The organism is Conexibacter arvalis, from assembly GCF_014199525.1.
Taxonomy (GTDB): Bacteria; Actinomycetota; Thermoleophilia; order Solirubrobacterales; family Solirubrobacteraceae; genus Conexibacter; species Conexibacter arvalis.
This window is the reverse complement of record NZ_JACHNU010000003.1, coordinates 169,136-190,742: the sequence shown is the minus strand read 5'-3', so window position 1 is coordinate 190,742 and position 21,607 is coordinate 169,136. Positions and strand designations below refer to the sequence as shown.

24 protein-coding genes are annotated in these 21,607 nt (G+C 72.0%); 15 read left to right on the top strand and 9 right to left on the bottom strand.

Annotated elements, in window-relative coordinates:
• Together BDZ31_RS13270 and BDZ31_RS13265 are read right to left on the bottom strand one after the other, a co-directional pair.
• Nucleotides 1–1,029, bottom strand: a complete 1,029-nt coding sequence (locus tag BDZ31_RS13270) for an LLM class F420-dependent oxidoreductase (RefSeq protein ID WP_183343052.1) — start codon at nucleotides 1,027–1,029, stop codon at nucleotides 1–3.
• Between the two features lie 95 nt (nucleotides 1,030–1,124).
• Nucleotides 1,125–1,538 (bottom strand): hypothetical protein, encoded by a 414-nt coding sequence (locus BDZ31_RS13265; protein WP_183342796.1) that lies wholly within the window; start codon nucleotides 1,536–1,538, stop codon nucleotides 1,125–1,127.
• A gap of 168 nt (nucleotides 1,539–1,706) precedes the next feature.
• Here BDZ31_RS13265 and BDZ31_RS13260 point away from each other — a divergent pair, with 168 nt between their 5' ends.
• On the top strand, nucleotides 1,707–2,903 hold the full coding sequence (locus tag BDZ31_RS13260) for a DNA cytosine methyltransferase (RefSeq protein ID WP_183342794.1): 1,197 nt from the start codon (nucleotides 1,707–1,709) through the stop codon (nucleotides 2,901–2,903).
• A 1-nt stretch (nucleotide 2,904) separates the two neighbouring features.
• Here BDZ31_RS13260 and vsr read toward each other — a convergent pair whose 3' ends face one another.
• The 4 genes from vsr to BDZ31_RS24550 all read right to left on the bottom strand — a co-directional run bounded on the left by vsr (nucleotide 2,905) and on the right by BDZ31_RS24550 (nucleotide 6,419).
• Nucleotides 2,905–3,336, bottom strand: coding sequence for a DNA mismatch endonuclease Vsr (gene vsr, locus BDZ31_RS25995; RefSeq protein WP_183342792.1), 432 nt, complete (start codon nucleotides 3,334–3,336; stop codon nucleotides 2,905–2,907).
• Entirely contained in the window at nucleotides 3,333–4,556 is a 1,224-nt protein-coding gene (locus BDZ31_RS13250; protein ID WP_183342790.1) for a hypothetical protein, read from the bottom strand. Before BDZ31_RS13250 ends, vsr begins: the two co-directional genes overlap by 4 nt.
• Entirely contained in the window at nucleotides 4,553–6,094 is a 1,542-nt protein-coding gene (locus BDZ31_RS13245; RefSeq protein WP_183342788.1) for an AAA family ATPase, read from the bottom strand. Before BDZ31_RS13245 ends, BDZ31_RS13250 begins: the two co-directional genes overlap by 4 nt.
• Before the next feature lie 103 nt (nucleotides 6,095–6,197).
• Complete coding sequence (locus BDZ31_RS24550) at nucleotides 6,198–6,419, bottom strand: hypothetical protein (protein ID WP_221243048.1); 222 nt, start codon at nucleotides 6,417–6,419, stop codon at nucleotides 6,198–6,200.
• 39 nt (nucleotides 6,420–6,458) lie between these two features.
• Here BDZ31_RS24550 and BDZ31_RS13240 point away from each other — a divergent pair, with 39 nt between their 5' ends.
• The 12 genes from BDZ31_RS13240 to BDZ31_RS13185 all read left to right on the top strand — a co-directional run bounded on the left by BDZ31_RS13240 (nucleotide 6,459) and on the right by BDZ31_RS13185 (nucleotide 15,603).
• Nucleotides 6,459–6,758 carry a hypothetical protein gene (locus BDZ31_RS13240; RefSeq protein WP_221243047.1) on the top strand — a complete coding sequence of 100 codons (300 nt, stop codon included), beginning with the start codon at nucleotides 6,459–6,461 and terminating at the stop codon, nucleotides 6,756–6,758.
• Between the two features lie 29 nt (nucleotides 6,759–6,787).
• A complete protein-coding gene (locus BDZ31_RS13235) occupies nucleotides 6,788–7,612 on the top strand; it encodes a hypothetical protein (RefSeq protein ID WP_183342784.1) in 825 nt (274 codons plus the stop codon).
• A 33-nt stretch (nucleotides 7,613–7,645) separates the two neighbouring features.
• Nucleotides 7,646–8,113 (top strand): Cys-tRNA(Pro) deacylase, encoded by a 468-nt coding sequence (gene ybaK / locus BDZ31_RS13230; RefSeq protein ID WP_183342782.1) that lies wholly within the window; start codon nucleotides 7,646–7,648, stop codon nucleotides 8,111–8,113.
• Between the two features lie 153 nt (nucleotides 8,114–8,266).
• Complete coding sequence (gene mbhE, locus BDZ31_RS13225) at nucleotides 8,267–10,618, top strand: hydrogen gas-evolving membrane-bound hydrogenase subunit E (protein ID WP_183342780.1); 2,352 nt, start codon at nucleotides 8,267–8,269, stop codon at nucleotides 10,616–10,618.
• Nucleotides 10,615–11,079 carry an MnhB domain-containing protein gene (locus BDZ31_RS13220; RefSeq protein ID WP_183342778.1) on the top strand — a complete coding sequence of 155 codons (465 nt, stop codon included), beginning with the start codon at nucleotides 10,615–10,617 and terminating at the stop codon, nucleotides 11,077–11,079. Before mbhE ends, BDZ31_RS13220 begins: the two co-directional genes overlap by 4 nt.
• On the top strand, nucleotides 11,076–11,486 hold the full coding sequence (locus BDZ31_RS13215) for a sodium:proton antiporter (RefSeq protein ID WP_183342776.1): 411 nt from the start codon (nucleotides 11,076–11,078) through the stop codon (nucleotides 11,484–11,486). The genes BDZ31_RS13220 and BDZ31_RS13215 overlap by 4 nt, the downstream gene beginning before the upstream one ends.
• Nucleotides 11,483–12,970, top strand: coding sequence for a complex I subunit 5 family protein (locus tag BDZ31_RS13210; RefSeq protein WP_183342774.1), 1,488 nt, complete (start codon nucleotides 11,483–11,485; stop codon nucleotides 12,968–12,970). Before BDZ31_RS13215 ends, BDZ31_RS13210 begins: the two co-directional genes overlap by 4 nt.
• Complete coding sequence (locus tag BDZ31_RS13205; RefSeq protein ID WP_183342772.1) at nucleotides 12,967–13,491, top strand: Na+/H+ antiporter subunit E; 525 nt, start codon at nucleotides 12,967–12,969, stop codon at nucleotides 13,489–13,491. Before BDZ31_RS13210 ends, BDZ31_RS13205 begins: the two co-directional genes overlap by 4 nt.
• A 43-nt stretch (nucleotides 13,492–13,534) precedes the next feature.
• Nucleotides 13,535–13,804 (top strand): MrpF/PhaF family protein, encoded by a 270-nt coding sequence (locus tag BDZ31_RS13200; RefSeq protein ID WP_183342770.1) that lies wholly within the window; start codon nucleotides 13,535–13,537, stop codon nucleotides 13,802–13,804.
• Entirely contained in the window at nucleotides 13,801–14,148 is a 348-nt protein-coding gene (locus BDZ31_RS13195) for a cation:proton antiporter (protein ID WP_183342768.1), read from the top strand. The genes BDZ31_RS13200 and BDZ31_RS13195 overlap by 4 nt, the downstream gene beginning before the upstream one ends.
• A gap of 145 nt (nucleotides 14,149–14,293) precedes the next feature.
• Nucleotides 14,294–14,650, top strand: coding sequence for a GntR family transcriptional regulator (locus BDZ31_RS13190; protein ID WP_183342766.1), 357 nt, complete (start codon nucleotides 14,294–14,296; stop codon nucleotides 14,648–14,650).
• Entirely contained in the window at nucleotides 14,644–15,603 is a 960-nt protein-coding gene (locus tag BDZ31_RS13185; RefSeq protein WP_183342764.1) for a DUF1648 domain-containing protein, read from the top strand. The genes BDZ31_RS13190 and BDZ31_RS13185 overlap by 7 nt, the downstream gene beginning before the upstream one ends.
• A gap of 88 nt (nucleotides 15,604–15,691) precedes the next feature.
• Here BDZ31_RS13185 and BDZ31_RS13180 read toward each other — a convergent pair whose 3' ends face one another.
• Nucleotides 15,692–17,464 carry an EAL domain-containing protein gene (locus tag BDZ31_RS13180; RefSeq protein WP_183342762.1) on the bottom strand — a complete coding sequence of 591 codons (1,773 nt, stop codon included), beginning with the start codon at nucleotides 17,462–17,464 and terminating at the stop codon, nucleotides 15,692–15,694.
• 187 nt (nucleotides 17,465–17,651) lie between these two features.
• Between BDZ31_RS13180 and BDZ31_RS13175 the strand changes: the two genes are divergently transcribed.
• Both BDZ31_RS13175 and BDZ31_RS13170 read left to right on the top strand, forming a co-directional pair.
• Entirely contained in the window at nucleotides 17,652–18,257 is a 606-nt protein-coding gene (locus BDZ31_RS13175; RefSeq protein ID WP_183342761.1) for a TetR/AcrR family transcriptional regulator, read from the top strand.
• A 28-nt stretch (nucleotides 18,258–18,285) separates the two neighbouring features.
• Entirely contained in the window at nucleotides 18,286–19,728 is a 1,443-nt protein-coding gene (locus BDZ31_RS13170) for an aminotransferase-like domain-containing protein (protein WP_183342760.1), read from the top strand.
• A 59-nt stretch (nucleotides 19,729–19,787) separates the two neighbouring features.
• On the opposite strand, the gene BDZ31_RS13165 is transcribed toward BDZ31_RS13170, so the two are convergent.
• The gene (locus tag BDZ31_RS13165) at nucleotides 19,788–20,147 is read right to left on the bottom strand and encodes a hypothetical protein (RefSeq protein WP_183342759.1); all 360 of its coding nucleotides are present in this window, start codon (nucleotides 20,145–20,147) and stop codon (nucleotides 19,788–19,790) included.
• Nucleotides 20,148–20,532: 385 nt separating this feature from the next.
• A complete protein-coding gene (locus BDZ31_RS13160; protein WP_183342758.1) occupies nucleotides 20,533–21,471 on the bottom strand; it encodes a branched-chain amino acid transaminase in 939 nt (312 codons plus the stop codon).
• Between the last annotated feature and the right edge of the window lie 136 nt (nucleotides 21,472–21,607).

The following is a 21,607-nucleotide window of genomic DNA, read 5'->3' as shown; positions in this document are numbered from 1 at the left end:
CTACCCCAGCACCAGCTCCGCCGCCGTCCGCACCGTCGCGGCGTCGCCGGCGATCAGCAGCGTGGTGACGATCGACTCGCGCCACGCCTCGAGGTCGTGCCTGATCTTCTCCTTCGGCCCGATCAGCGACAGTGCCTCGATCAGCTCGCGCGGGATCGCGGCCCCGGCCTCGTTCTTCTTGCCGGCGAGATACAGCTCCTGGACCTCGTCGACCATCGCCTCGTAGCCCATCCGGATCGCGACGTTGGCGTGGAAGTTCTTGCCCTTCGCGCCCATCCCGCCGAAGTAGAGGGCGTAGAAGGGGCGCAGCGCGTCGGCGGCCTGATCGAGGTCGTCGGAGACGATCAGGGGCACGGTCGCGCAGATCTCGAAGTCGTCGTAGGAGCGGCGGGCGCCCTCGCGCGCGAAGCCATCGTCGAGGTAGTCGCGGTACATCTGCTCGTGCGTCGGCGCGAACAGCATCGCGAACCACCCGTCGCACAGCTCGGCGGCGAGCGCGATGTTCTTCGGACCCTCGGCGCCGAGGTAGATCGGGATCTCTCTGCGCAGCGGGTGGATCGACGGCTTCAGCGCCTTCGCGAGGCCGGTCCCGTTCGGAAGCGGCAGCGGGTAGTGGGGACCGTCGTTGGTGACCGGCGCCTCGCGCGCCCACACGTCGCGGAGGATCTTCACGTACTCGCGCGTCCGCGCCAGCGGCTTCTCGAACGGCATCCCGTACCAACCCTCCACGACCTGCGGGCCCGACACGCCGAGGCCGAGCACGAACCGCCCGCCGGAGAGGTGGTCGATCGTCATCGCCGACATCGCCGTCATCGTCGGCTGGCGGGCGGAGATCTGCGTGATGCCGGTGCCGAGCTTGACCCGTCTCGTCCGCGCGCCCCACCACGCCAGCGGCGTGAGGCCGTCGGAGCCGTACGCCTCGGCGGTCCAGATCGAGTCGAGGCCGAGCTCCTCGGCGGCCGCGATCGACTCGGTGACGCCCGGCGGCGGGCCGGCCGCCCAGTAGCCGGTGTTGAGCCCGAGCTTCAGCTGACCCGCCATCACGTCTCCTCGCGTCGTTGGACGGAGGGCACGCTATCCGAGCGCGGCTGGCTGCTGAGCCAGTCGCGCGGCGCGCGCCGCGCCTACCGCCGCGGCCACACCTCGACCGCGTCGACCTGGATCTGGCTCTGCCCGTAGCTGCCGGTGTAGACGGGGCCGGCGCCGGCCGCCCAGTCGCCGATCTTCGGGTCTCTGGCCGGCCGCAGGTCCTTGTTGATGTCGAGCACGGTGATCCCCGGCAGCGTGATCGACTGGGCGCTGGTCAGGATCAGGTGGAGGTCGCCGTCCCCGTCGGGATCGACCGACTCCAGCCCGATCACCCGCCCCTCCGCCGCTCTGCAGTTGCCCGCGCCGGCCGGGCATCTCGGCGCCGGCGGCCGCTTCGCGGCCTCGCGCGCCTCCGCCCGCTCGCGCGGCGTCGGCGGCAGGTCGGCGGGGTGGGGCGGCGGGTCGGAGGAGCCGCCGCAGCCGGCAGCGGCGAGGAGCAGCGCACCCACCAGGGGAATGAAGCGTCGCATCGTCTCCCGAACCTACCTTTGAGACGCCGAAAATGGCACGGTGAGACATACGTCTGGCAGCACGACGCATACACCGAGGAATGGTCGAATCCGCTGTGCTCGGCGTCCGGGATGCTGTCCTCGTTGCAAGCCATACTCCGTGCCCGCATGTCTGCTCGAGACCTCACAGTGCCGGCGCCTCGTCTGCGCATCGCCGGCCTGTTCGCTGGAATCGGCGGGATCGAAGTCGGGATGCGTGCTCACGGGCACCGCACCGAGTTGCTGTGTGAGCTCGACGTTTCCGCGCAGAGGGTGTTGAGAGCCCGCTTCAGAACCGCGTTTCACGACGATGTGACAACCCTCGAAGCGCTGCCGGAGGTCGACCTCGTCGCAGCGGGTTTCCCTTGCCAGGATCTGTCGCAGGCAGGCCGAACCGCGGGCATCGCGGGGCGACAGTCCGGGCTCGTCTCGCACGTCTTTCGACTGCTCGACAACGCGACGCCGGAGCCTCGCTGGCTGCTGCTTGAGAACGTGCCATTCATGCTGCAGCTCGACCGCGGCCAAGCGATGACGCATCTCACCACCGAGCTCGGTCGGCGCGGGTACCGGTGGGCCTACCGGGTCGTCGACGCACGTTCGTTCGGGCTTCCTCAGCGCCGGCAACGCGTCCTGCTGCTCGCTTCGAAGACTGAGGACCCGCGTCCGGTGCTCTTCGGCGAAGATACTGGACCGAGCGAACCCGCTGTTCGTGACGATTCCGTCTTCGGCTTCTATTGGACGGAAGGACTCCGCGGGCTCGGACTTGCGGTTGACGCTGTGCCGACGCTGAAGGGCGGGTCAACGCTCGGGATCCCGTCTCCGCCCGCGATCTGGATGCCGGACGCTCCGAGCGGTGAGCAGATCGTCACGCCCGACATCCGCGATGCCGAGCGGTTGCAGGGCTTCGAAGCGGATTGGACTGCGCCGGCGGTCATCGACCCGGCGAAGCGCAACGGGCCGCGGTGGAAACTCGTCGGCAACGCGGTCTCAGTGCCTGTGGCAAGCTGGATTGGTGAGCGGATCACGGTCGTCGACTCATCGTGGGCCGCGGACGTGGAGGAGTTCGCGCGGGACAGAAGCTGGCCGCGCGCTGCATGGGGTGAGGACGACAGGGCCTGGAGCGTCGAGGTGTCGATGTGGCCCCGGCAAGAGCGCTTCAAACCGCTCGGCGCCTTCTTGCAGCATCCGACGCGACCACTCACGTATCGCGCGACAGCGGGATTCTACGAGCGGACGGAGCGGAGCACGCTCAGATTTCCGGAGGGATTTAGAGAGGCCGTCCGCGAGCATCGGGACGCGATGAACGGCGAGCTCGCGATCGCCTGAACTAAGCCGGCCGGACGATCCGCTCGATCCGATCGGCGACCTCGACCGGATCCTCATGCTCCCATGCCCTGACGACGATCCACCCTGCTTCGGCGAGTCGGCGGTCGGTGTCGCGGTCCCGCGCTCGATTCGTGTCGATCTTGTCTCTCCAGAACAGTGCGTTGTGTCTCGGCCACGTCGCATGCTGAGGACAGCCGTGGAAGAAACAGCCGTCCACGTAGACTGCGAGACGCGCACGCGGAAACAGCACGTCGGCGCGTCGGCGAAGTCTCGGAAGTGGCGGTCGGTCGACTCGATAGCGCAGCCCACGCCGATGCAGTTCCCTCCGGAGTGCGATCTCCGGTCTCGTATCGCGCCCGCGAGTCCGCGCGAACCGCCGACTCACGCTCTCGCTCACAGGCTGGATCGGACCCTTCCCCGCCCGCGGGCTCATCGGCCCCGGTCCGTTCGGAGAGAACCCGGTGCCCGAGGCGAGCTCGAGCGTCGATCGAACAGACGCGCCAACGCATGCCCGAGGTGATCAGGCGCGATGACGCCGATCTGGCCGACGTCAGTCAGTGTCCAGCCTGGCGTCTGCACCACTTCGGTAGGACCCACGGCGACCGACACGACCTCGTCGGCCAACCCCGAACGCGCCTCCGCAGCGTAAGCCAGCGCCGCTCGGTAACCGTCTCGACCGACGACTGCTGCATTCGCCGAGTACTTCGCATCGAGGAGCATCGCGCGCTCGGAGAACCGCATCAGCGCGACGTCACAACCGAGCGCCGAGCCGGCTCCCGGGACGCCTGCGACAGCGTCGGCATACGGGTCACACACGCCGTGGTACTTCCACGCGCCCGCCGCCTCGAACCACAGATCCCAGCTCTGCCCTGCCGTGTCGACGACTTCGAACGCGGGACCGGACGACGTTGCCGACAACGGCCGCAGCGACCGATAAACATGACCGCGATCGCGGAGCGCACGGAGGACCTCGCCGAAGACGCCGAGGTGGAAGAGACGCCACCGCTCTTCGGTGGGCGCGACGAGGCGGCGAGCCAAGTCCAGTACGGTCGCCTCCTCGAGTGCCAGCAACGCCGCCGTTACCGGCGACAGCTGAGCCCATGGTCGGCCCTCCGCGGCGATCGCGGTGAGATCGACTTCGCTGGGCGCGATGGCCGGCGCGCTCGCGACGGGTTCGACGTCCAGCAGCCTTTCAGCGGTGTCGAGCTGCGCACGGATCGGGGCAGAGACGTCGGGCGCAGCCTGCTCGGCGGAGATCCGCACGAGGGCAAGGCGCTCGATCGTCCATCGCAGCGACGCGACGAGCAACTGGTCGGCGACACGGGCCTTGGGACGGCTGACGAACTCCGAGGGCGGCCACCCGCGCAATCGCGTGGCGGCCCAACTGACACCAGATCCCGGCACGGGGCTGACTTCGCGCACTCGGTGGCTGACCGCCGGCAGGGCTTCGATCCACTCGAGCTCCAGCGTCGGCCAATCCTCGATCAGATCTGCGAGCTCCGCGAGCAGCACTCGCATCGCGCGGCGTTCCGAGTCGCGCCAGCTCCAATCACGTTCGGAAGGGATAGCGGCGAGGGTCTGCCACAGCTCGCCCTTGCTCGACCAACCTTCGAGCGCCTCCGCGAGACCCTTCTGAGGGATGCTCGGGATCACCCGAGGGAGGGGAGCTGTCTCTCGATCCACTCCCACGCTTCTGCATCGAGCGCGGTCGTGCGGTCGCCGATCGTCGCCCTCAGCTCATCGAGTCGCGCTCCGTCGAGTCGAGCCAGCCACGGACCGGCGCTGAGGAGGTACGCCTCAGCGAGCAGCTGTCTCAGCTGTCGGTCGAGCAGCTCCTCTGAGCCGCCCGTATCGGACAGCTCCCCTTCCTCAAAGGACTCGTCGTCGAGGAGAGCGTTCGCAGCAGAGAGGTAGTCGGCCGCTCGGAGGAAGATCGCGGGACCGAGTACGAGCTTCGAGTTCAGATGAGCCTCATACAGCGCTGCGATCGCTCCTCTGGCGCCAGTCGGCAGTCCGCTTGCACGCTCTTCGAGAGCCACACGGAACGCGTCGCCATCGAGCGGTGGGATCGGGACGCGGATGAAGCGGCGGCCGAGTGCCTGGCCGAATCGGAAAACTCGCTGAGCGTCGAGCGCGTTGTACGCGCCCAGCAGTCGCCAGTCCCTACCGGCCAGCACTCGGATGGGATCGGTGCCAAGCTCGTCCGGCGCCGCGCCCAGCCGCTCCAGGCCTGCTGCGTCCCCGAGCTCGCCATGGGTCCACCCGAGCACGACCTCGGGTGCGCCGATCGCTTGACTCGCGCGTCCCAAACTGACCTCATGCCCCGAGATCCACGTGATCAGCGGCCCCATGATGCGGTCCATGTCGCCACGGTTCGCCTCGTCGAGGATGAGCCAGTGGCCCTTCTCCAACGCCTTGAGCAGGTGTCCGGGACCAAACCGGAGCTCGCCGTCTTCGATCGTCTCGCCGCCGACGAGTTCCCGTGCGGTCCAAGATTCGTCCGGCGTGTACCAGTCCGCCCCCGGCGGAGGGACGGTGAGGCCGTACGCCGCAGGGTCCGCACTCACGTCCGCGAGGATCTCGTGGAGCAGTGAGGTCTTGCCGGTACCGGGCGGCCCGACCAGCAGCACGCCCACGTTGGACGCGATCGCAAGGCGGATCATCCGCCACGTGCGACCGTCGAGTTGGATGCGTGCGGTCGTTCGGTTCTCGGGCGGCTGCGCTGCCGGGCGCGAGGGCGGCGTCTCCGCGAGATCCAGCTGCGGCGCGCCCTCGACCCGGACGTGTGCTGCTGCTGGAAACGCCTGGCTGAATGCGTTGCTCCATCTCCAGTTCATCTCGGCGAGAAGATTCGTGACCCGCCAACGGCCCGTCGCGTCCTCCTCGCAGACTGCGATCGCATCGTTCGTTCGGCCCGATCCGACTTGCTGCTCGACGTTTCGGATGAAGTCACGAGCAGCCAATGGCGCGCCGACGAAGGCCCACAGCAGGACAGGTCTGCGTTGAGCTCCTTGCGAGACGCGAGCCGTGATCATCCTGGTCTCGTTCAAGTACGTGCCGTTGACGCGGTCGCGCGGCATGTTGAACCGCTCGCCCGTCCAGTTCGCCAGCTGTCTGTACTTGTGTCCGTTGCGGCTGGGCAGATCGATCTGCCGGACCAGTTCCGCGAATTCGTCTTCCAGCTGTGTCATTCCGGGCGTTTGTGGTTACGAGGCACGTTGGCATCATCGCCGACCCGACGGACGCCCCAGGGAGAGAGCGCGCCAGCGCGGAAGCGTCGGATCGGCCTTCCGGCTATTCGTTGCCGAAAGGTTCGATCGCGCCAGCCCCTCTGCCGATCCAGCCAGGATGGACTGGTTCGAGAACGATGACTAATTCTTCGAGCAACTCGCGACGGGCCATCAGTACGCCGAGTTCGTCGCGGCGAGGCTTCGGCAACATGATCTGAGAGTCGTCGTGACGCCGACGGAGGTTCGAGCTGACATCGACGATCGTCATCGCTTCGCCGACGAGCACGATCTGACTGTCGGAACGCGTCGGCCATGCCGGATCGACGTGAAGTCGCGAACGCTCAGATTCACCGGCATTCACGACTACGACTACTCGACGGCATTCGTCGACACCGTCTCGGGCTGGGAGACGAAGACAAGGAAGCCCAAGGCGATCGTGCTGATATCGCAGCACACCAAGGCGATGCTCGTCGCATCGGCTGACGACTCCAGGCACTGGTTCCGGCAGAGAAGACGAGATCACAAGCGACAGATCGACGACGACTACTACATGGTCAGAACTGAGCGTCTCCGTACGTTTGAGGCGCTGGTCGGATATCTGCAGCGGCGTGAGACGGCACCGTGAACTCCCGCGCCAGGTAGGGTCCGCCAGCCATGACCGATCCCCAGCCGCTTCTTGAAGCGCTCGACCGTGCGGAGCCCAAGCCAGGGCCGAGAGCTGATCGAGACGTCAAGAAGAACTATGCGCAGCGGCTGTCCAACGCTCTCGCCCAGACGGTCGCCGACGCGCTCCGACCGGCGTTTCCGAAGATCACGCCCGCTGCTGATGGCTCGGGCCAGGAGGCTGCCGTTCCGGTTTCGAGAGGGACCAAACGGCTCGATGTGAAGGTCACCGACCCAACGCTTGGGCTCATCCTGAGCGTGTCGATCAAGACCTACAGCTTTCAGGACTACAGTCCGAGAAGAGACCAGCTCGGCCGCTGGACGAAGAACATCGTCCGCAACGACCATGAGTTGCGGGGCGAAGCGATGGTGCTGCATCAACGGCAGCCCTACTCGGTGCTCGTCGCGCTGATGTTCGAGCCCTACGAGATCTGCGACGACGGTGGCAGTGGCGGCACGTCGTCTTTCGCCCACCATGTCACCACGCTCTCGAAGCGCACTGGTCGCGGGCGGCGGCCCATCCACGGGGGAGCCGCGGGAGCCTACGTGGAGTACGGGGCGGAGGACTCCCGGCACGACCTGTTCGAGCGGGTCTACATCGGGCTCTACGAGCAGCACGGCGATGCTCGGGGCACCGTTCACTTCTTCGATGTCGAGAACCCGCCACCTCGCGACGGGCGTCCGCCGATCGAGAGCATGCTCACATTCGAGCAGCTGATTCGCACGATCCGTGAGGACGTCGATCGACGCAACCGCATGGCTCCTGCGTGGGCCGCCGAGGATGAGGCGGCCGCGGACGACGTTGCTGTGAGCTGAGTCTGAGCGGCGCGCCCGTTAGGCTCGCATCCGATGGCCGGCAGAGAGACACCCGCGACCCGCGCCGCGCGTAGGGCCGGCGTCGACTTCGGGCTGCACGAGTACACGCACGACCCCGGCGCCGACTCCTACGCGCTGGAGGCGGCCGAGGCGCTCGGGCTCGAGCCGGCGCGTGTCTTCAAGACGCTCGTCGTCGACCGCGACGGGACGCTGACCGTCTGCATCGTGCCGGCGGCCGACACGCTCGACCTGCGCTCGCTCGGCAAGCGCGCGGCGATGGCGCCGACCGAGCGCGCCGAGAAGGTGACCGGCTACGTCGCGGGCGGGATCAGCCCGCTCGGCCAGCGCCGGCCGCTGCCGACGCTGGTCGACGAGAGCGCCGCCGGCTTCGAGACGATCTTCGTCAGCGCCGGCCGGCGCGGCCTCGAGATCGAGCTGCGGCCCGACGACCTGCTCGCGCTGACGAGAGGCGAGCTGAAGCCGATCCGCCGGGTCGCGTAAGCCAGCGACCGGCAGCGCCGACGCGCCGATTCGAGGTCGGCCGCGGCGCGCCGTCGGCCGCCCGCCCGGCGCGCGATCGCGTCCGATCCGGCGCTTCTGGCGTCGACACGCCATGGCGGTCGTTCCGCGCAGACGAGTAGCTTGAAGGGAGCGGTGCCCCAGCAGACCAGCCCACCAGCCCGCGTCGCAACACGCGACCCGCTCGCCTGGGCGGTCGCGCTCGTCGCGCTGGGCGCGTTCGCCGGCTGCATCGCACTGTGGCGGACCGGCGGCGGCACGATCGACGTCTCCTGGGCGCGCGAGCTCGACCTCCGCCTCCACTTCTCCTTCGACGGGATCGGCGCGCTCTACGGCCTGCTCGCGACCGGCATCGGCGCGGCCGTCTTCGCCTACGCGACCGCGTACGTCCCGCTCCACCTCGACCACCAGGCCCGCCCGGCCCGCGACCGCTGGCGCTTCTGGCCGTGGATGGCGCTCTTCATGCTGTCGATGGTCGGGCTGGCGACGGCGCAGGACCTGATCCTGCTGTTCGTCCTCTTCGACGTCACCGCCGTCTGCTCGTACTTCCTGATCGCGTTCGACCGGCAGGAGCGCGCCTCGCGCCTCGCCGCGCTGATGGCGCTGCTGGTGACCGGCGGCGGCGCGGTCGCGATGCTGATCGGCGCCGTGATCCTCTACGCCGACCACGGCACCTTCTCGATCCCCGAGCTGGCGAGCCTGCTGCGCACGCAGGACGAGGCCGGCGGCATCGCGACCGGGACGACCGTCGCGATCGGGCTGATCGCCGCCGCCGCGCTGATCAAGAGCGCGCAGGTCCCGCTGCACTTCTGGCTGCCGCGCGCGATGGCCGCGCCGACGCCGGTCTCCGCATACCTCCACTCGGCCGCGATGGTCGCCGCGGGCGTGCTCGTGATCGGCCGCGTCTTCCAGCTGGTCGAGGTCGCCCCGGTCGTCCAGGACGGCATGCTCGCGATCGGCCTGCTGTCGATCGCGGTCGGCGGCGCGCTGTCGCTGACGCGTGACGGCTTCAAGCAGGTGCTCGCCTACTCGACGATCTCGCAGTACGGCTACGTCGTGATGCTCTACGGGATCGGCGGCAGAGACGGCGCGACCGCCGCCGCCTTCTACGTCGTCGCGCACGCGATCGCGAAGTCGGCGCTGTTCCTCACCGCCGGCACGGTCACGATGGCGGCCGGCTGCAGACGGCTCTCCACGGTCGGCGGGCTCGCACGCGAGCTGCCGGTGCTCGCCGTCGCCTCGGCGCTCGCGGCCGCGACGCTCAGCGCCCTGCCGCTGACGATCGGCTTCTTCAAGGACGAGCTGTTCTTCAGAGCGGCCGCCGAGCACTCGACGCTGCTCGGGGTCGTCTCGGTGCTCGCCGCCGGCCTCACGTTCGCGTACACGTGGCGGTTCTGGGGCGGGATCTTCCTCGGCGAGCGGCGCGTCGGCGGCGCGGCGGACGACGCCGCCGCGGCGGCGAAGCCGCTGGCGCCGGTTCCGGCCCTGCTGACGGCCCCGATCGCCGTCCTCGCCGTGCTCGCGGTGCTCGGCGGGATCGTCGTCGGGCCGTTCGCCGAGCTGGCCTCCGACGCGGCCGGGGCGACGCTCGGCCACGACGTCCAGCTCCAGCTCGCCTACCACCTCGACGCGCGCGAGACGTGGATGGCCGCGCTCGCGTGGCTGCTCGGCGGCCTGCTGCTGGCGACGCCGAAGGCGTGGGGGCCGGCGGCGCGAGCGCTGTCGAGAGCCGGCGAGCGGTTCGGCCCCAGCCACGTCTACGAGCTGTCGCTCAGCGCCGTCAACCGCTGGTCGGACCGCCTCCACGACGTCGAGGTGCGCGACCTGCGCAGCCGCGTCGCCGCGGTGCTGCTGCCCGGCGGCATCCTCGTCGCGCTCGGCTTCGCCGCGACCCCGACCGCCGGCGTCTTCCAGATCGGCTCGATCGACGGCACCGACCTGCTCGTGGTGGCGCTGCTGGCGCTCGTCGCGATCGCCGCCGGCGTCGTCGCCTTCACCCATCAGCACATCGCGATCGTGCTGGCGCTCGCGGTCGTCGGCCTCGGGCTCGCGACCGTCTACGCGCTGCTCGGCGCGCCCGACGTGGCGCTCGTCGCGATGCTCGTCGAGACGGTCGTGACGCTCGTCTTCCTCGCGATCGTCGCCTACGCGCCGCGCGGCGAGAGGCCCTCCAGGCGCGAGCTGGCCGGCGTCGCGTCGGAGCCGCAGCGGCGCCACACGCACAGCCGCCGCTGGCGCGACCCGCTGATCGGCGTCGTCGCCGGCGCCGCCGCCTTCCTCGTGATCTGGGGCGCCCTGTCGCGCCCGACGCCGGCCGAGCGGGTCGTCGACGAGCTGGTCAGACTGACGCCCGCCGCGCATGGAAGAGACGTCGTGACCGTCATCCTCGCCGACTTCCGCGGCCTCGACACGATGGTCGAGGTCACCGTCATCGGCGTCGCGGTCTTCGGCGTGATCGCGCTGCTGCGCCGGGGGAGGACCTGGTGACGATCCTCACCGAGGCGGTCGCCCGCCTGCTGCTCGCGCCGTCGCTGATGGTCGCCGCGGCGATCCTCATCAAAGGCTACGTCGACGTCGGCGACGGCTTCGCCGCGGCGGTCGTCGTCTCGCTCGCGATCGCGCTCCAGTACCTCGCCTTCGGCGCCAGACGGGCCGAGCAGGAGCTGCCGGTGCTGCGGTTCGCGCCGCAGACGGCGATCGTCGGGCTGCTGGTCGCGCTGAGCTCCGGCTTCTTCGCCGTCATCTCGGGCGGCGCCCCGTTCACGCACGAGCCGTCGGTCGGCGCGAGAGTGGTGAGAATCGGAAGACTGGAGCTGATGACCGCGGTCTCCTTCGACTTCGGCATCTTCCTGCTGATCGCCGGCGCGCTCGTCGCGCTGATCCACCATCTCGCGGAGCCGCCGGAGCTCGAGCCCGACCTCGAAGAGGACGCGGAGGCGGCGAGATGACGCTCGTGTTCGCGCTCGCGGCGGCGACGATCTTCGGCTTCGGCGCCTACCTCGTGCTGACCAACGACCTCGTGCGCGTCGTCGCCGGCATGGTGCTCATATCGCAGTCGGCGGTGCTGGTCGTCATAGCCTCCGGGCTGACGCGCGGCGCCGCGCCGATCCTTCCGACCGGCGACGAGCGGCCCTCCGACGCGCTCGTGCAGGCGATGGCGCTGACCGCGATCGTGATCGGCCTCGCCGTCACCGCGCTGCTGCTCGCGATCGTCGCCCGCGTGCGCGCGACGCTCCACTCGCTCGAGGTGAGAGAGCTGGCGCGCGACGAGGCCGAGCACACCGCCGAGATCGAGCAGTCGCAGGAGCCGCAGCTGGAGGAGCTCGACCGCGACGAGGCGGAGGACGAGCAATGACGGCGCTCGTGCTCGCGCTCGTGCTCCCGTGGGCGGTCGGCGCCCTGCTGCTGCTCGCCGACGGCAGACGGAGACGGTGGGGCTGGACGGCGGTCGCCGCCGTCGCGGCCAACCTCGCGGCGCTGGTCGTGCTCGCCGTCAAGGTGCTGCCCGACGGCCACGAGACGGTCGTCACCGGCGGCTGGGAGGGCGGCATCGGGATCGTCGTGAGAGCCGACGCGCTCGGCGTCACCTTCGCGCTGCTGTCGTCGTTCGTCGTGCTGGCCGCGCTCGTCCACGAGGTGCTCGACGGCGTCCGCTCGCGCACCTTCCCGGCGCTCGTCGTGCTGCTCTGCACCGGCCTGACCGGCCTCTTCCTGACCGGCGACGTCTTCAACTTCTACGTCTTCTTCGAGCTGGCGATGATCTCGGCCTACGTGCTGACCGCCTACGGCGACGACCGCCATCAGCTCGGCGCGGCGCTGATCTTCGCGGTCGTCAACCTCGTCGGCTCGTTCCTGTTCCTGATCGCGGTCGCGGCGATGTACCACGTCACCGGCACGCTCTCGATGGAGCAGGTCGCCGAGCGGATGGCCGGCGTCGAGCCCAACGCCGCGATCCTGATCGCCGTCACCTTCTTCGTCGCCTTCGGGACCAAGCTCGGCCTCTTCCCGTTCCACTTCTGGCTGCCGGCCGTCTACGCCGGCACCCGTCCCGCGGTCGCCGCGATCCTCTCCGGCGCGCTCGCGAACATCGGCGCCTACGGCCTGCTGCGCTTCGGCGCCGGGCTGCTGCCGGAGGAGCTCGAGCTCGGCTCGACGGTGCTGATCGTGATCGGCTCGGCGTCGGTGATCTACGGCGCGCTGCTGGCCGTCTCGCGCCGCGACCCGGCCGAGATGCTCGCCTACTCGTCGATCGGCCAGGCCGGCTACGTGCTCGTCGCGCTCGGCCTCGGCGGCCCGGTCGGCCTTGCGGCGGCGGTCCTGTACGCGATCCTCAACGCGCTCAGCAAGGCGCTGCTGTTCCTGTCGGGCGCGCTGCGCGGCGCGCTCGTCGCCGGCGCCTTCGCGGTCGGCGCGCTGTCGCTGGCGGGGATGCCTCCGGCCGCCGGCTTCCTCGGCAAGCTCGCGCTCTTCCACACCGGGGTCGAGGAGGGCAGCGTGGCGCTGATCGTGCTGCTGTTCTGCGGCGGCGCACTCGCCTTCGTCTACGCCTTCCAGCTCTACCAGCACGAGTTCTGGCGCGGCAGCCGCGTGAAGGCGGGGACCGGCCTGGAGGAGGCTGCCGCAGCGAGCGCGAAGGAGCTCGCGGCCGGCCGCGAGCTGCCGATCGCCGGCGGCGCCGCCGGGAGCGACGTCGCCGCCGAGCCGGCTGCCAGCCCGGTGGCGGTCCGCGCCGTCAGCGTCGTGCTCGCGCTGATCGTGCTCGCCCTCGGCCTGTGGCCCGAGCCGTTGCTGTCGCTGTCGAGCGACGCCGCCGCCGTCCTGCACGGGGGTGCGCGGTGACCGGCGTCTGGACCAAGCGCGTGCTGGCGGTCGCGGTGCTGCTGGCGATCTATCTGCTGACGCTCGGCTCGCTCGCGTGGGGCGATGTCGCGATCGGGCTCGTGCTCGCGATCGCGATGGAGCTGGGCTGGCGCCGGCGGGTGCTGCGCGGCGGCGTCGTCGGCGACCCGACGACGCCGCCGCAGGTGCCGCTCGGACGCGCGCTGCTGGCGCTGCCGCGGCTCGTCTTCGCGGTCGTCGTCGAGATCACGCGCGGGACGTGGGAGGTCGCGAAGTACTCGCTCGGCATCCGCGAGCCGGTCGACGAGGGGATCATCGAGATCGAGCTGGAGGGGATCTCGGAGGAGGGCTCCGCGGCATGGGCCTTCATCTCGACGATCTCGCCCGGCGAGCTGGTGCTCGACGTCGACGAGGAGCGGGGCGTGCTCGTGATCCACGTGCTCGACACCTCCGACCGCGATGCGATCCGCGCCCGCCACCACGAGTTCTACGAGCGCTACCAGCGAAAGGTCATCCCCTGATGCCAGCTTCCGCCCGCCGCGCCAAACCCAAGGTGCGCACCTGATGCCCGAGGTCGTGATAGTCGTCGCGCTCGCCTGCGTGACCTCCTTCCTCGCGCTCGGCGCGATCGTGCTGCTGCGCGCCCGCGACGTGCTGGAGCGGATCGTGGCGCTCGACCTGCTGACGGTGGTCTGCGTCGGGCTGCTGGCGCTGCTGTCGTACCTGCGCGAGGTCCCCTACTACCTCGACGGCGCGCTGGCGCTCGCGGCGCTGTCGTTCGTCGCGACGCTGGCGGCCGCGCGGTCGGACCGCGGGGGAGGGCCGTTCCGATGATCGACACGATCCTGCAGGCGCTCGGGGTCGTGCTGATCGCGCTCGGGATCGTCGTCAGCGCGGTCACCGTCTACGGCGTGATCCGGATGAGAGGGCTCTTCCCGCGGCTGCAGGCGGCGAGCAAGGCGTCGATGCTCGGCTCGGTCGCGATCCTCGCCGCCTCGATCGGCACCCGCGACGGCGCGACGATCGCCCGCGCCGTCGTCGTCGCGCTGTTCCTGCTGCTGACGACACCGATCGCCGCCCACGCAATCGCCAACGCCGCCTACATGCGCGACCGCGCCAACGGTCGCGCCCCCGACGCCGAGGGCGCGACCGAGGTCGACGAGCGCGCGGCCGGCTGACGGGCGGTGGCGCGGACGCGCACGGGCCGCCCGCCGCGAACTCCGGTCGTTTCTCCCCCTCCACGGGGTGCGGACGACCGGAGTTCGCGGCGCCGGCACGCTGGGAGGGGCTGGCCGGGTCGATTGTTCTAGTATCAATAGAACAATGCTGATTCGGATCGATCCGTCGCGGCCGGCGCCGCTGCACGAGCAGATCGACGCGGGCGTGCGCCGCGCGATCGCCGCCGGCGAGGTCGCCGACGGCGAGCGGCTGCCGTCCGCGCGCGAGCTGGCGGCGGCGCTCGACGTCAACGTCCACACGGTGCTGCGCGCCTACGGCGAGCTGCGCGACGACGGGCTGATCGAGCTGCGCCGCGGTCGCGGCGCGGTCGTCCGCGCCGGCGACGCGCAGCGCCGCCGGCTCGCCGTCGCCGAGCGGGCGCGCGAGCTGGTCGCCTTCGCCCGGCGGCAGGGCGTCTCCGACGGCGAGGTCGTGGAACTGGTGAAGGAGGCCCAATGCTGAGACGCGCGATCCTGCTGGCCGGAGGGCCGCTCGCGGCGTTGCTGGCCTTCGCCGCCGCGGCGCTGCTCGCCGGCGACCTGCCGGACCCGATCGCCACCCACTGGGGCGTCGGCGGCGAGCCCGACGGCCGCATGCCGCTGTGGATCTTCGTCGCGGCGGTGGCGGTCGCGGAGCTGGTCGCCTGGGGCGGGCTGGTGTGGCAGGCGCGGGCGCGCGGCGCTGCGGGACTGCGGCTGACGGTCGCGCCCTACGCATGGGCGACGCTCGCCTTCCTGACCGCGCTCGGGCTGATCACGCTCGCCGCCAACGACGGCGCCGCCGACTGGCGCGCCGCCGACGAGGTCGGGCTGCCGAGCGTCGCGCTCGCGCTGGCCGCCGGCGCGCTCGCCGGCCTCGCCGCGTGGGCGCTGGAGCGCGGGCGGCCGCTCGGGGAGCCGGGCCGGGGCGACGGCGTGGGCAGCAGCAGCGGCGATGATGTCGCGCTGGCGCCGGGCGAGCGGGTCGTCTGGAGCCGCGCGCTCGTCAGCCGGCCGGCTGTCGTCGGCGCCGTCGTGCTCGGCGGCGGCCTGCTCGTCGCGGCGGTCGTCGTCGGCGGGCCCGGCGGGTGGGGGCTCGCGCTCGGCGGCGTCGTCGCCGCGATCGCGGCCGGCGCGCTGACCGAGATCGTCGTGACGGTCGACCGGCGCGGCCTGGCGATCGCCTATGGGCCGTTCGGCTGGCCGCGCCAGACCGTCCCGCTCGCCGAGATCGCCGGCGCCGAGCCGACCATGATCGACCCGTGGCGCGTCGGCGGCTGGGGCTACCGCAAGGCGCGGCCGGGCATGACCGCCGTCGTGCTGCGCGGCGGCGAGGGGCTGCGGATCGTCCGTGTCGACGGCCGCGAGCTGCTCGTCACGATCCCCGACGCCGCGGCCGGCGCGGCATTGTTGAACGCGCTGCGGACGCGGGGGTAGGGCGGCGCCGCGCCGGAGGCGAGCGGCCGCGCGGGGGCGGCGCTCGCGCCGTGCGGCAGCCGCGGCCGGGCGGGGCCGCGAGCGCGTGTCAACCGGCGGTGAGCGCGGTTCGGGGCGCGAAGGCGGTCGCCAGCGGCTGCGGCATCGCGAAGTGGTGACCCTGGACGAGGTCGACGTCGAGCGCGACCAGCAGGGCGTGCGTCTCGGCGTCGCCGACCTGCTCGGCGACGGCCGTGCGGCCGAGGCCGTGGACGACCCGCACCGCCGACTCGACGAGCAGGCGGTCGGTCGGGTTGCGGGCGCAGTTGCCGACCAGCTCGCCGTCGAGCTTGAGCACGTCGAACGGCAGGTGCTTGAGGTAATAGAGCGACCCGAGCCCGGCGCCGAAGTCGTCGATCGCGAACTGGCAGCCAAGGCCCTGGACGTGCTGGGCGAAGGCGCGCGCGAGCTGGACGTCGGCGACCGCCGAGGCCTCGGAGATCTCGAAGACGAGGTTGCCCGGGTCGACGCCGGTGGCGCGCAGCTCCGCGGCGATCCCGGCCATCAGCGTCGCGTCGGCGAGCGAGCGGCCGGCTATGTTCACCTCGACGCGCGTCGCGGCGCCGCGGTCCTCCAGCTCGGCCAGCAGTGCGATCGCGCGGCGCACGACCCAATGGTCGATCGCCACGATAAGGCCGTCGCGCTCGGCGATCTGGAGGAACGCCGCCGGCGGGATCAGCGTGCCGCTGGGTCCGGCCATCCGCAGCAGCAGCTCATGCTGGACGACCGCGCCGGTGCGGGCGTCGAGCACCGGCTGGGCGACGAGGTCGAAGCGGTCGTTCGCGAGCGCGTCGACGATCCGGTCGCGCCAGGTCGTGCGGGCGCGGTTGCGGCGGTGGGCGTGGATCTCGGCGGAGAAGAAGGCCCAGCCGTCGCCGCCGGCGTCCTTGGCGTCGTACATCGCGAGGTCGGCGTCGACGACGGTCGCCTCGGCGCTCAGCTCGGCGCGCTCGTCGAGCACGGCGACGCCGACGCTGATCGTGACGCCCTCCCTGCCGGTCTCGGCGGCCTCGGCCTGGGCGCGGACCGCCTCGACCAGTCTGCGCGCGACGATCTCGGCCTCCCGCCGGTCGGCCTTCGGCAGCAGCACCGCGAACTCGTCGCCGCCAAGGCGGGCGACGGTGTCGGTCGTCCGCAGCCGCCGGCGCAGGACGCGCGCGACGCTCGTGATCACACGGTCGCCGGTGCTGTGGCCGTACGCGTCGTTGACCTGCTTGAAGCGGTCGACGTCGATCACGAGCACGGCCCCCTCGACGCCGTAGCGGCGGGCGCGGGCGACGTGGCGCTCCAGCTCCTGCTCGAAGCGGCGGCGGTTGAGCAGGCCGGTCAGCGGGTCGTGGTCGGCCATGTGCTGGAGGTGCTCCTCGACACGCTTGCGCTCGGTGATGTCGACGACCTGCAGCAGCACGCGCGGTGCGCGGCGGCCCTCGGGCTCCCGCAGCGCGGCGGCGTGGACGGCCGCCGGCACCGGGTGGCCGCTCGCGTGCAGGCAGCGGATCTCGGTCTCCAGCCCGCCGCGCTCGCCGTTGCGCAGCAGCCCGAGCGCCTCGCGCAGCGGCGCGGCATCCTCGGGGTGGACGAGCTGGTCGAGCGTGCGACCGCGCAGCTCCAGCGCGGTGAAGCCGGTGATGCGCGCGAGCGCCTGGTTGGCCTCGACGACCGTGTCGCGCGCGTCGAGCACGGCGTTGCCGATCGGAGCGGTGTCGAAGATCGTGCGCAAGTTCGCCTCGGCGCGCTGCAGCGCCCGGCGGTGGAGCTGCCGGCCGGTCGCGCCGAGCGCGGCGATCGCGACGGCCGTCGTGAGGAGCAGGAGCAGGGTCACGCTCTCGTCCATCGGTCCAGATCGCCGCGGCTTGATTCATGAACGCGGGCATTCATGCCGAGCGGTGGCCGATCCGGCGCGGAGGGCGCCGGCGCGAACCGCCCCGCTTCCGGGCTCGGCGCGGGAATCGAGAGCATGGTCCGGTTGGTCTGGGCGACGCCTCTCGGAGCGGCATAGACTGCGGCCGATGGAGCCGATCGACCTGCCCGTCGCCGGGGCGGCGCCGCGCGAGCGGGCCGACGCGGCGCGCAACCGCCGGCGGATCATCGCGGCCGCCGAGCGCCTGTTCGCCGAGCGCGGCGTCGGCAACGTGACGATGGGAGAGGTCGCGGCCGCCGCCGGTGTCGGCAAGGCGACCGTCTTCCGCCGCTTCGGCGACAAGGCGACGCTGCTCGACGAGCTGCTCGGCGAGCGCGAGCGGGAGCTGCAGGAGGCGATCGTGCGCGGCACGCCGCCGCTCGGCCCCGGTGCGCCGACGCGCGAGCGGCTGCTCGCGTTCATCGCGGCGCTCGCCGCCTTCTGCGAGCGCCACCGCCACGTGCTGCTGGCGTCGGAGACCTCCAGGCCGGGCGCTCGCTACATGACCGGCTCCTACGTCGCCTGGCAGCAGCACGTCGCGCTGCTGATCGGCGAGCTGCGCCCGGACCTCGACGCCGCCGTCTTCGCCGACCTGCTGCTCGCCCCGTTCGCCGGCGAGCTGCTCGCCCACCTGCGCGACGGCCGCGGCATCCCCGCCGAGCGCGTCGAGGCGGCGCTCGCCGCGCTGGCCGACAGCGCGGCCGCGAGGGCGTGACCGTGGGCGCGCAGGGCGGAGTGGTGCGATGGCGGCCGTGAGCTGGCTGGCCGCGCAGCTCGGAGACTGGCGCGGGCGGCCGGGGCCGCTCGGCGACCGGCTCGCCGACGCGCTCGGCGCGGTGATCGAGCGCGGGGCGCTGGACGGCGTGCGGCTGCCGGCCGAGCGGCGGCTGGCGGCGGAGCTCGGCGTCAGCCGCGCGACGGTCGTGCACGCCTACGCCGCGCTGCGCGAGCGCAGACTGGTCTCCTCTCGCGAGCGCTCGGGCACGGTCGTGCGCTCGCTCGGCCGCCGCGGTCGGGCGCCCGGGACGCAGCTGCCACAGCTCCAGCGGCTGCTGGCTCCCGACGCCGCGCACGTCGACCTCGCCGTCGCATCGCCGCCGCTCGACGAGCTGGTCGCCGGCGTCGCGGTGGGGCTCGGCGACGCCGCCGGCCTGGTCGAGCCGCACGGCTACGACCCGCAGGGGATGCCGTCGCTGCGCGCCGCGGTCGCCGAGCGCCTCGCCCGCGACGGCGAGCCGGTCGATCCCGGCGAGGTGCTGATCACCAACGGCGCCCACGAGGCGCTGTCGCTGCTGGCGTCGCTGTTCGTCGGCCGCGGCCAGCCGGTCGCGGTCGACGCGCCGACCTACCCGGGCGCGCTCGAGCTGTTCGAGCGCGCCGGCGGGCGTCCGGTGGCCGTCGCCGGCGACCGCGCCGGCATGCGCCCCGACGCGCTGCGCGAGCTGCTGCGCCGGGCCGTGGTCGCGCTCGTCTACCTGATGCCGGGCTGCCACAGCCCCACGGGCCGCTCGATCGCGCTCGGCCGCCGGCCGGCGCTGATCGAGGCGGCGGCCGAGCGGGACGTGCTGGTCGTCGAGGACGCCGCGCTCGACGAGCTGCGCTTCGACGGACCGCTGCCGTCGCTGCGGGCGCTCGCGCCCGAGCGGGTCGTGCGGGTCGGCTCGCTCGACAAGCTGGCGTGGGCCGGGCTGCGGATCGGCTGGGTCGTCGCGCCGCGCCCGACGATCGGCCGTCTCGTGCGGCTGAAGGCGGCGCGCGACCTCGGCACCGGGATCCTCTCCCAGCTCGCCGCGATCCAGCTGCTGGGGCAGGCCGACGCGCTGCGGAGCGCCCGCGTCGCGCAGGCCCGCGCGCGGATGGAGCAGCTGCGCTCGACCCTCCTTGCGTCGGTTCCGGAATGGACGATCGCGAGCGCCGAGGGCGGCTGGTCGTTGTGGGCCGAGCTTCCGGCGGAGTCGGGGATCGACGGCGACGCGCTCGCCGCGGCCGCCGCGCGCCACGGCGTCGACGTCGCCGCCGGCCGCCCGCACGTCGCTCCGGGCTGGTCGGGCGGCGCCGCGGAGCGCGCCGGCGCTCCGGCCGCCGTCGCCGCGATCCGGATCGCCTACGCCGCGCCCGAGCCGGAGCTGGCGCTCGGCGCCGAACGGCTCGTCGCCGCGTGGCGGGAGTTGACCGGCGGCGGATGAGGGGGCGATCTGTGTCCGCTCCCGGAGGCGAGCGGACGGCTACGCCTCCCTCCGGACGGCTACGCCTCCCTCCCGTCCGGGGGTTCGCCGAGGAGATAGGCGCGCAGCGCGACGGCATCCTTCGCCACGCCCTCCTGGGCGGCCGTTGCGGCTCGCGCCAGCTGCCCCGACAGTGCACGGTTCTGCCTCCGGCCCTCCTTCTCGGCGTGCTCGTCGACGATCTGCTGGACGCGGCCGGCGGACACGAGGGCAGCTTCGGCGATTGCCCGCACCGGAGCCCCGCTCTCCCACGCATCCACGATCGCTCTGTCGCGGGCCGTACGCATACTGTCGGCGAGGTCCTCGAGGAGGCTGACCTGCGCGCCGAGCTGTGCGAGATCCGTGACGGTGCGATCAGTGTCCTTGTTGTTGGCGTTCATCGTGGGCTACGCTGTGTTGGCGAGCATGGTGACTACGGTCTCCATGTGGGCGAGGGCCTCGGAGCGATCCGAGGCCCTTGTCGTTGCCGGGGTGCCCCGGGCAGGCTCGGAGCCGACTCCTGCCCGGGGTGTGGTGACCGCGTCTATCGCTGTCGCATCTGATCGATGACCATGAGCAGCAGCGCGAGCGCGAGCATGGTGACTGCGGCCTCCATGGCATCCCTCCTTCCGTGTCGGGGAACCGCCGTTCGGCTCCGTACCGGCGGCTCTCCGGAAGGGGGCGCTCACCACGTTTTGGACAGTAGCCAGTAGGAGCGCGCAGCGTCAAGTCGCTAGTAAAAACGGGCCTGTAAACCGGCTACAGACCGCCAGCGACCGCCGCCGGTCAGGCCGGCGAGCCGGTCGCGACCGGCACGACGTCGAGCCAGTGGGCGAAGCGCGGATCGCGGCCGTGGACGGCGGCGTCGTAGGCCGACTGGATCCGCTCGGTCACCGGTCCGCGGAGGCCGGCGCCGATCGGGCGCAGGTCGACCTCGCGGACCGGGGTGATCTCGGCCGCGGTGCCGGTCATGAACAGCTCGTCGGCGAGGTACAGCTCTCCGCGCGTCACCGGCCGCTCGGCGAGCGGGATCTCGAGCGCCGCGGCCAGCTCCAGCACCGCCGCGCGGGTGATGCCGCCGAGCGCGCCGGAGGCGAGCGGCGGGGTGATGAGGAGGTCGTCCTTGACGAGGAAGAGGTTCTCGCCCGAGCCCTCGGCGAGCAGGCCGTCGTCGTCGAGCAGGATCGCCTCGTCAAAGCCGAGCTCCTCGGCCTCGCTCCGGGCCAGCACCGAGTTGAGGTAGTGGGCGGTCGCCTTCGCGCCGGGCAGGTGGGTCTGGTGGCCGATCCGCCGCCACGAGGAGACCTTCGCCCGGATGCCCCGCGTCGCCGCCTCGTCGCCGAGATAGGCGCCCCAGCCCCAGGTCGCGATCGCGACCTCGACCGGGCTGCCTCTCGGCGAGACGCCCATCGCGCCAGAGCCGCGGAAGGCGATCGTCCGCACGTAGCTCTCGCGCAGGCCGCTGCCGCCGACCAGCTCGCGCGTGGCGGCGGTCAGCTCGTCGACCGAGAACGGCAGCTCCATCCCGTACAGCCGCGCCGAGTCGCGCAGCCGCTCGTGGTGGGCGCGATGGTGGACGAGCGCCGGACCGGCGTCGGTCGCGTACGTCCGCAGGCTGTCGAATACGCCCGTGCCGTAGTGGAGTCCGTGGGTCAGCACGTGCACGTTCGCCTCGGCCCAGGGCACGAAGCGACCGCTCATCCAGATCAGCTCGGTCGGTTCCATGCAACGACCGTACGGCGGGGAACTCGCGCGCGAAACGGTCCAACCGGCGCGTGCTGGACCGTCGCCGCCGCGCCGCGCCGCGCCGCCGCGCCCCGGCTCCGCCGCGCGGGGAGAGCCCGCCCCGAGCGAAAGTCCA

Excerpts from the sequence above, each read along its gene's own strand:
- BDZ31_RS13260 (WP_183342794.1), top strand. The coding sequence starts at position 1,707 with ATGTCTGCTCGAGACCTCACAGTGCCGGCGCCTCGTCTGCGCATCGCC.
- vsr (WP_183342792.1), bottom strand. The coding sequence starts at position 3,336 with ATGAGCCCGCGGGCGGGGAAGGGTCCGATCCAGCCTGTGAGCGAGAGC.
- BDZ31_RS13245 (WP_183342788.1), bottom strand. The coding sequence starts at position 6,094 with ATGACACAGCTGGAAGACGAATTCGCGGAACTGGTCCGGCAGATCGAT.
- BDZ31_RS13235 (WP_183342784.1), top strand. The coding sequence starts at position 6,788 with ATGACCGATCCCCAGCCGCTTCTTGAAGCGCTCGACCGTGCGGAGCCC.
- ybaK (WP_183342782.1), top strand. The coding sequence starts at position 7,646 with ATGGCCGGCAGAGAGACACCCGCGACCCGCGCCGCGCGTAGGGCCGGC.
- BDZ31_RS13215 (WP_183342776.1), top strand. The coding sequence starts at position 11,076 with ATGACGCTCGTGTTCGCGCTCGCGGCGGCGACGATCTTCGGCTTCGGC.
- BDZ31_RS13210 (WP_183342774.1), top strand. The coding sequence starts at position 11,483 with ATGACGGCGCTCGTGCTCGCGCTCGTGCTCCCGTGGGCGGTCGGCGCC.
- BDZ31_RS13200 (WP_183342770.1), top strand. The coding sequence starts at position 13,535 with ATGCCCGAGGTCGTGATAGTCGTCGCGCTCGCCTGCGTGACCTCCTTC.
- BDZ31_RS13195 (WP_183342768.1), top strand. The coding sequence starts at position 13,801 with ATGATCGACACGATCCTGCAGGCGCTCGGGGTCGTGCTGATCGCGCTC.
- BDZ31_RS13190 (WP_183342766.1), top strand. The coding sequence starts at position 14,294 with ATGCTGATTCGGATCGATCCGTCGCGGCCGGCGCCGCTGCACGAGCAG.
- BDZ31_RS13185 (WP_183342764.1), top strand. The coding sequence starts at position 14,644 with ATGCTGAGACGCGCGATCCTGCTGGCCGGAGGGCCGCTCGCGGCGTTG.
- BDZ31_RS13175 (WP_183342761.1), top strand. The coding sequence starts at position 17,652 with ATGGAGCCGATCGACCTGCCCGTCGCCGGGGCGGCGCCGCGCGAGCGG.
- BDZ31_RS13170 (WP_183342760.1), top strand. The coding sequence starts at position 18,286 with ATGGCGGCCGTGAGCTGGCTGGCCGCGCAGCTCGGAGACTGGCGCGGG.
- BDZ31_RS13165 (WP_183342759.1), bottom strand. The coding sequence starts at position 20,147 with ATGAACGCCAACAACAAGGACACTGATCGCACCGTCACGGATCTCGCA.
- BDZ31_RS13160 (WP_183342758.1), bottom strand. The coding sequence starts at position 21,471 with ATGGAACCGACCGAGCTGATCTGGATGAGCGGTCGCTTCGTGCCCTGG.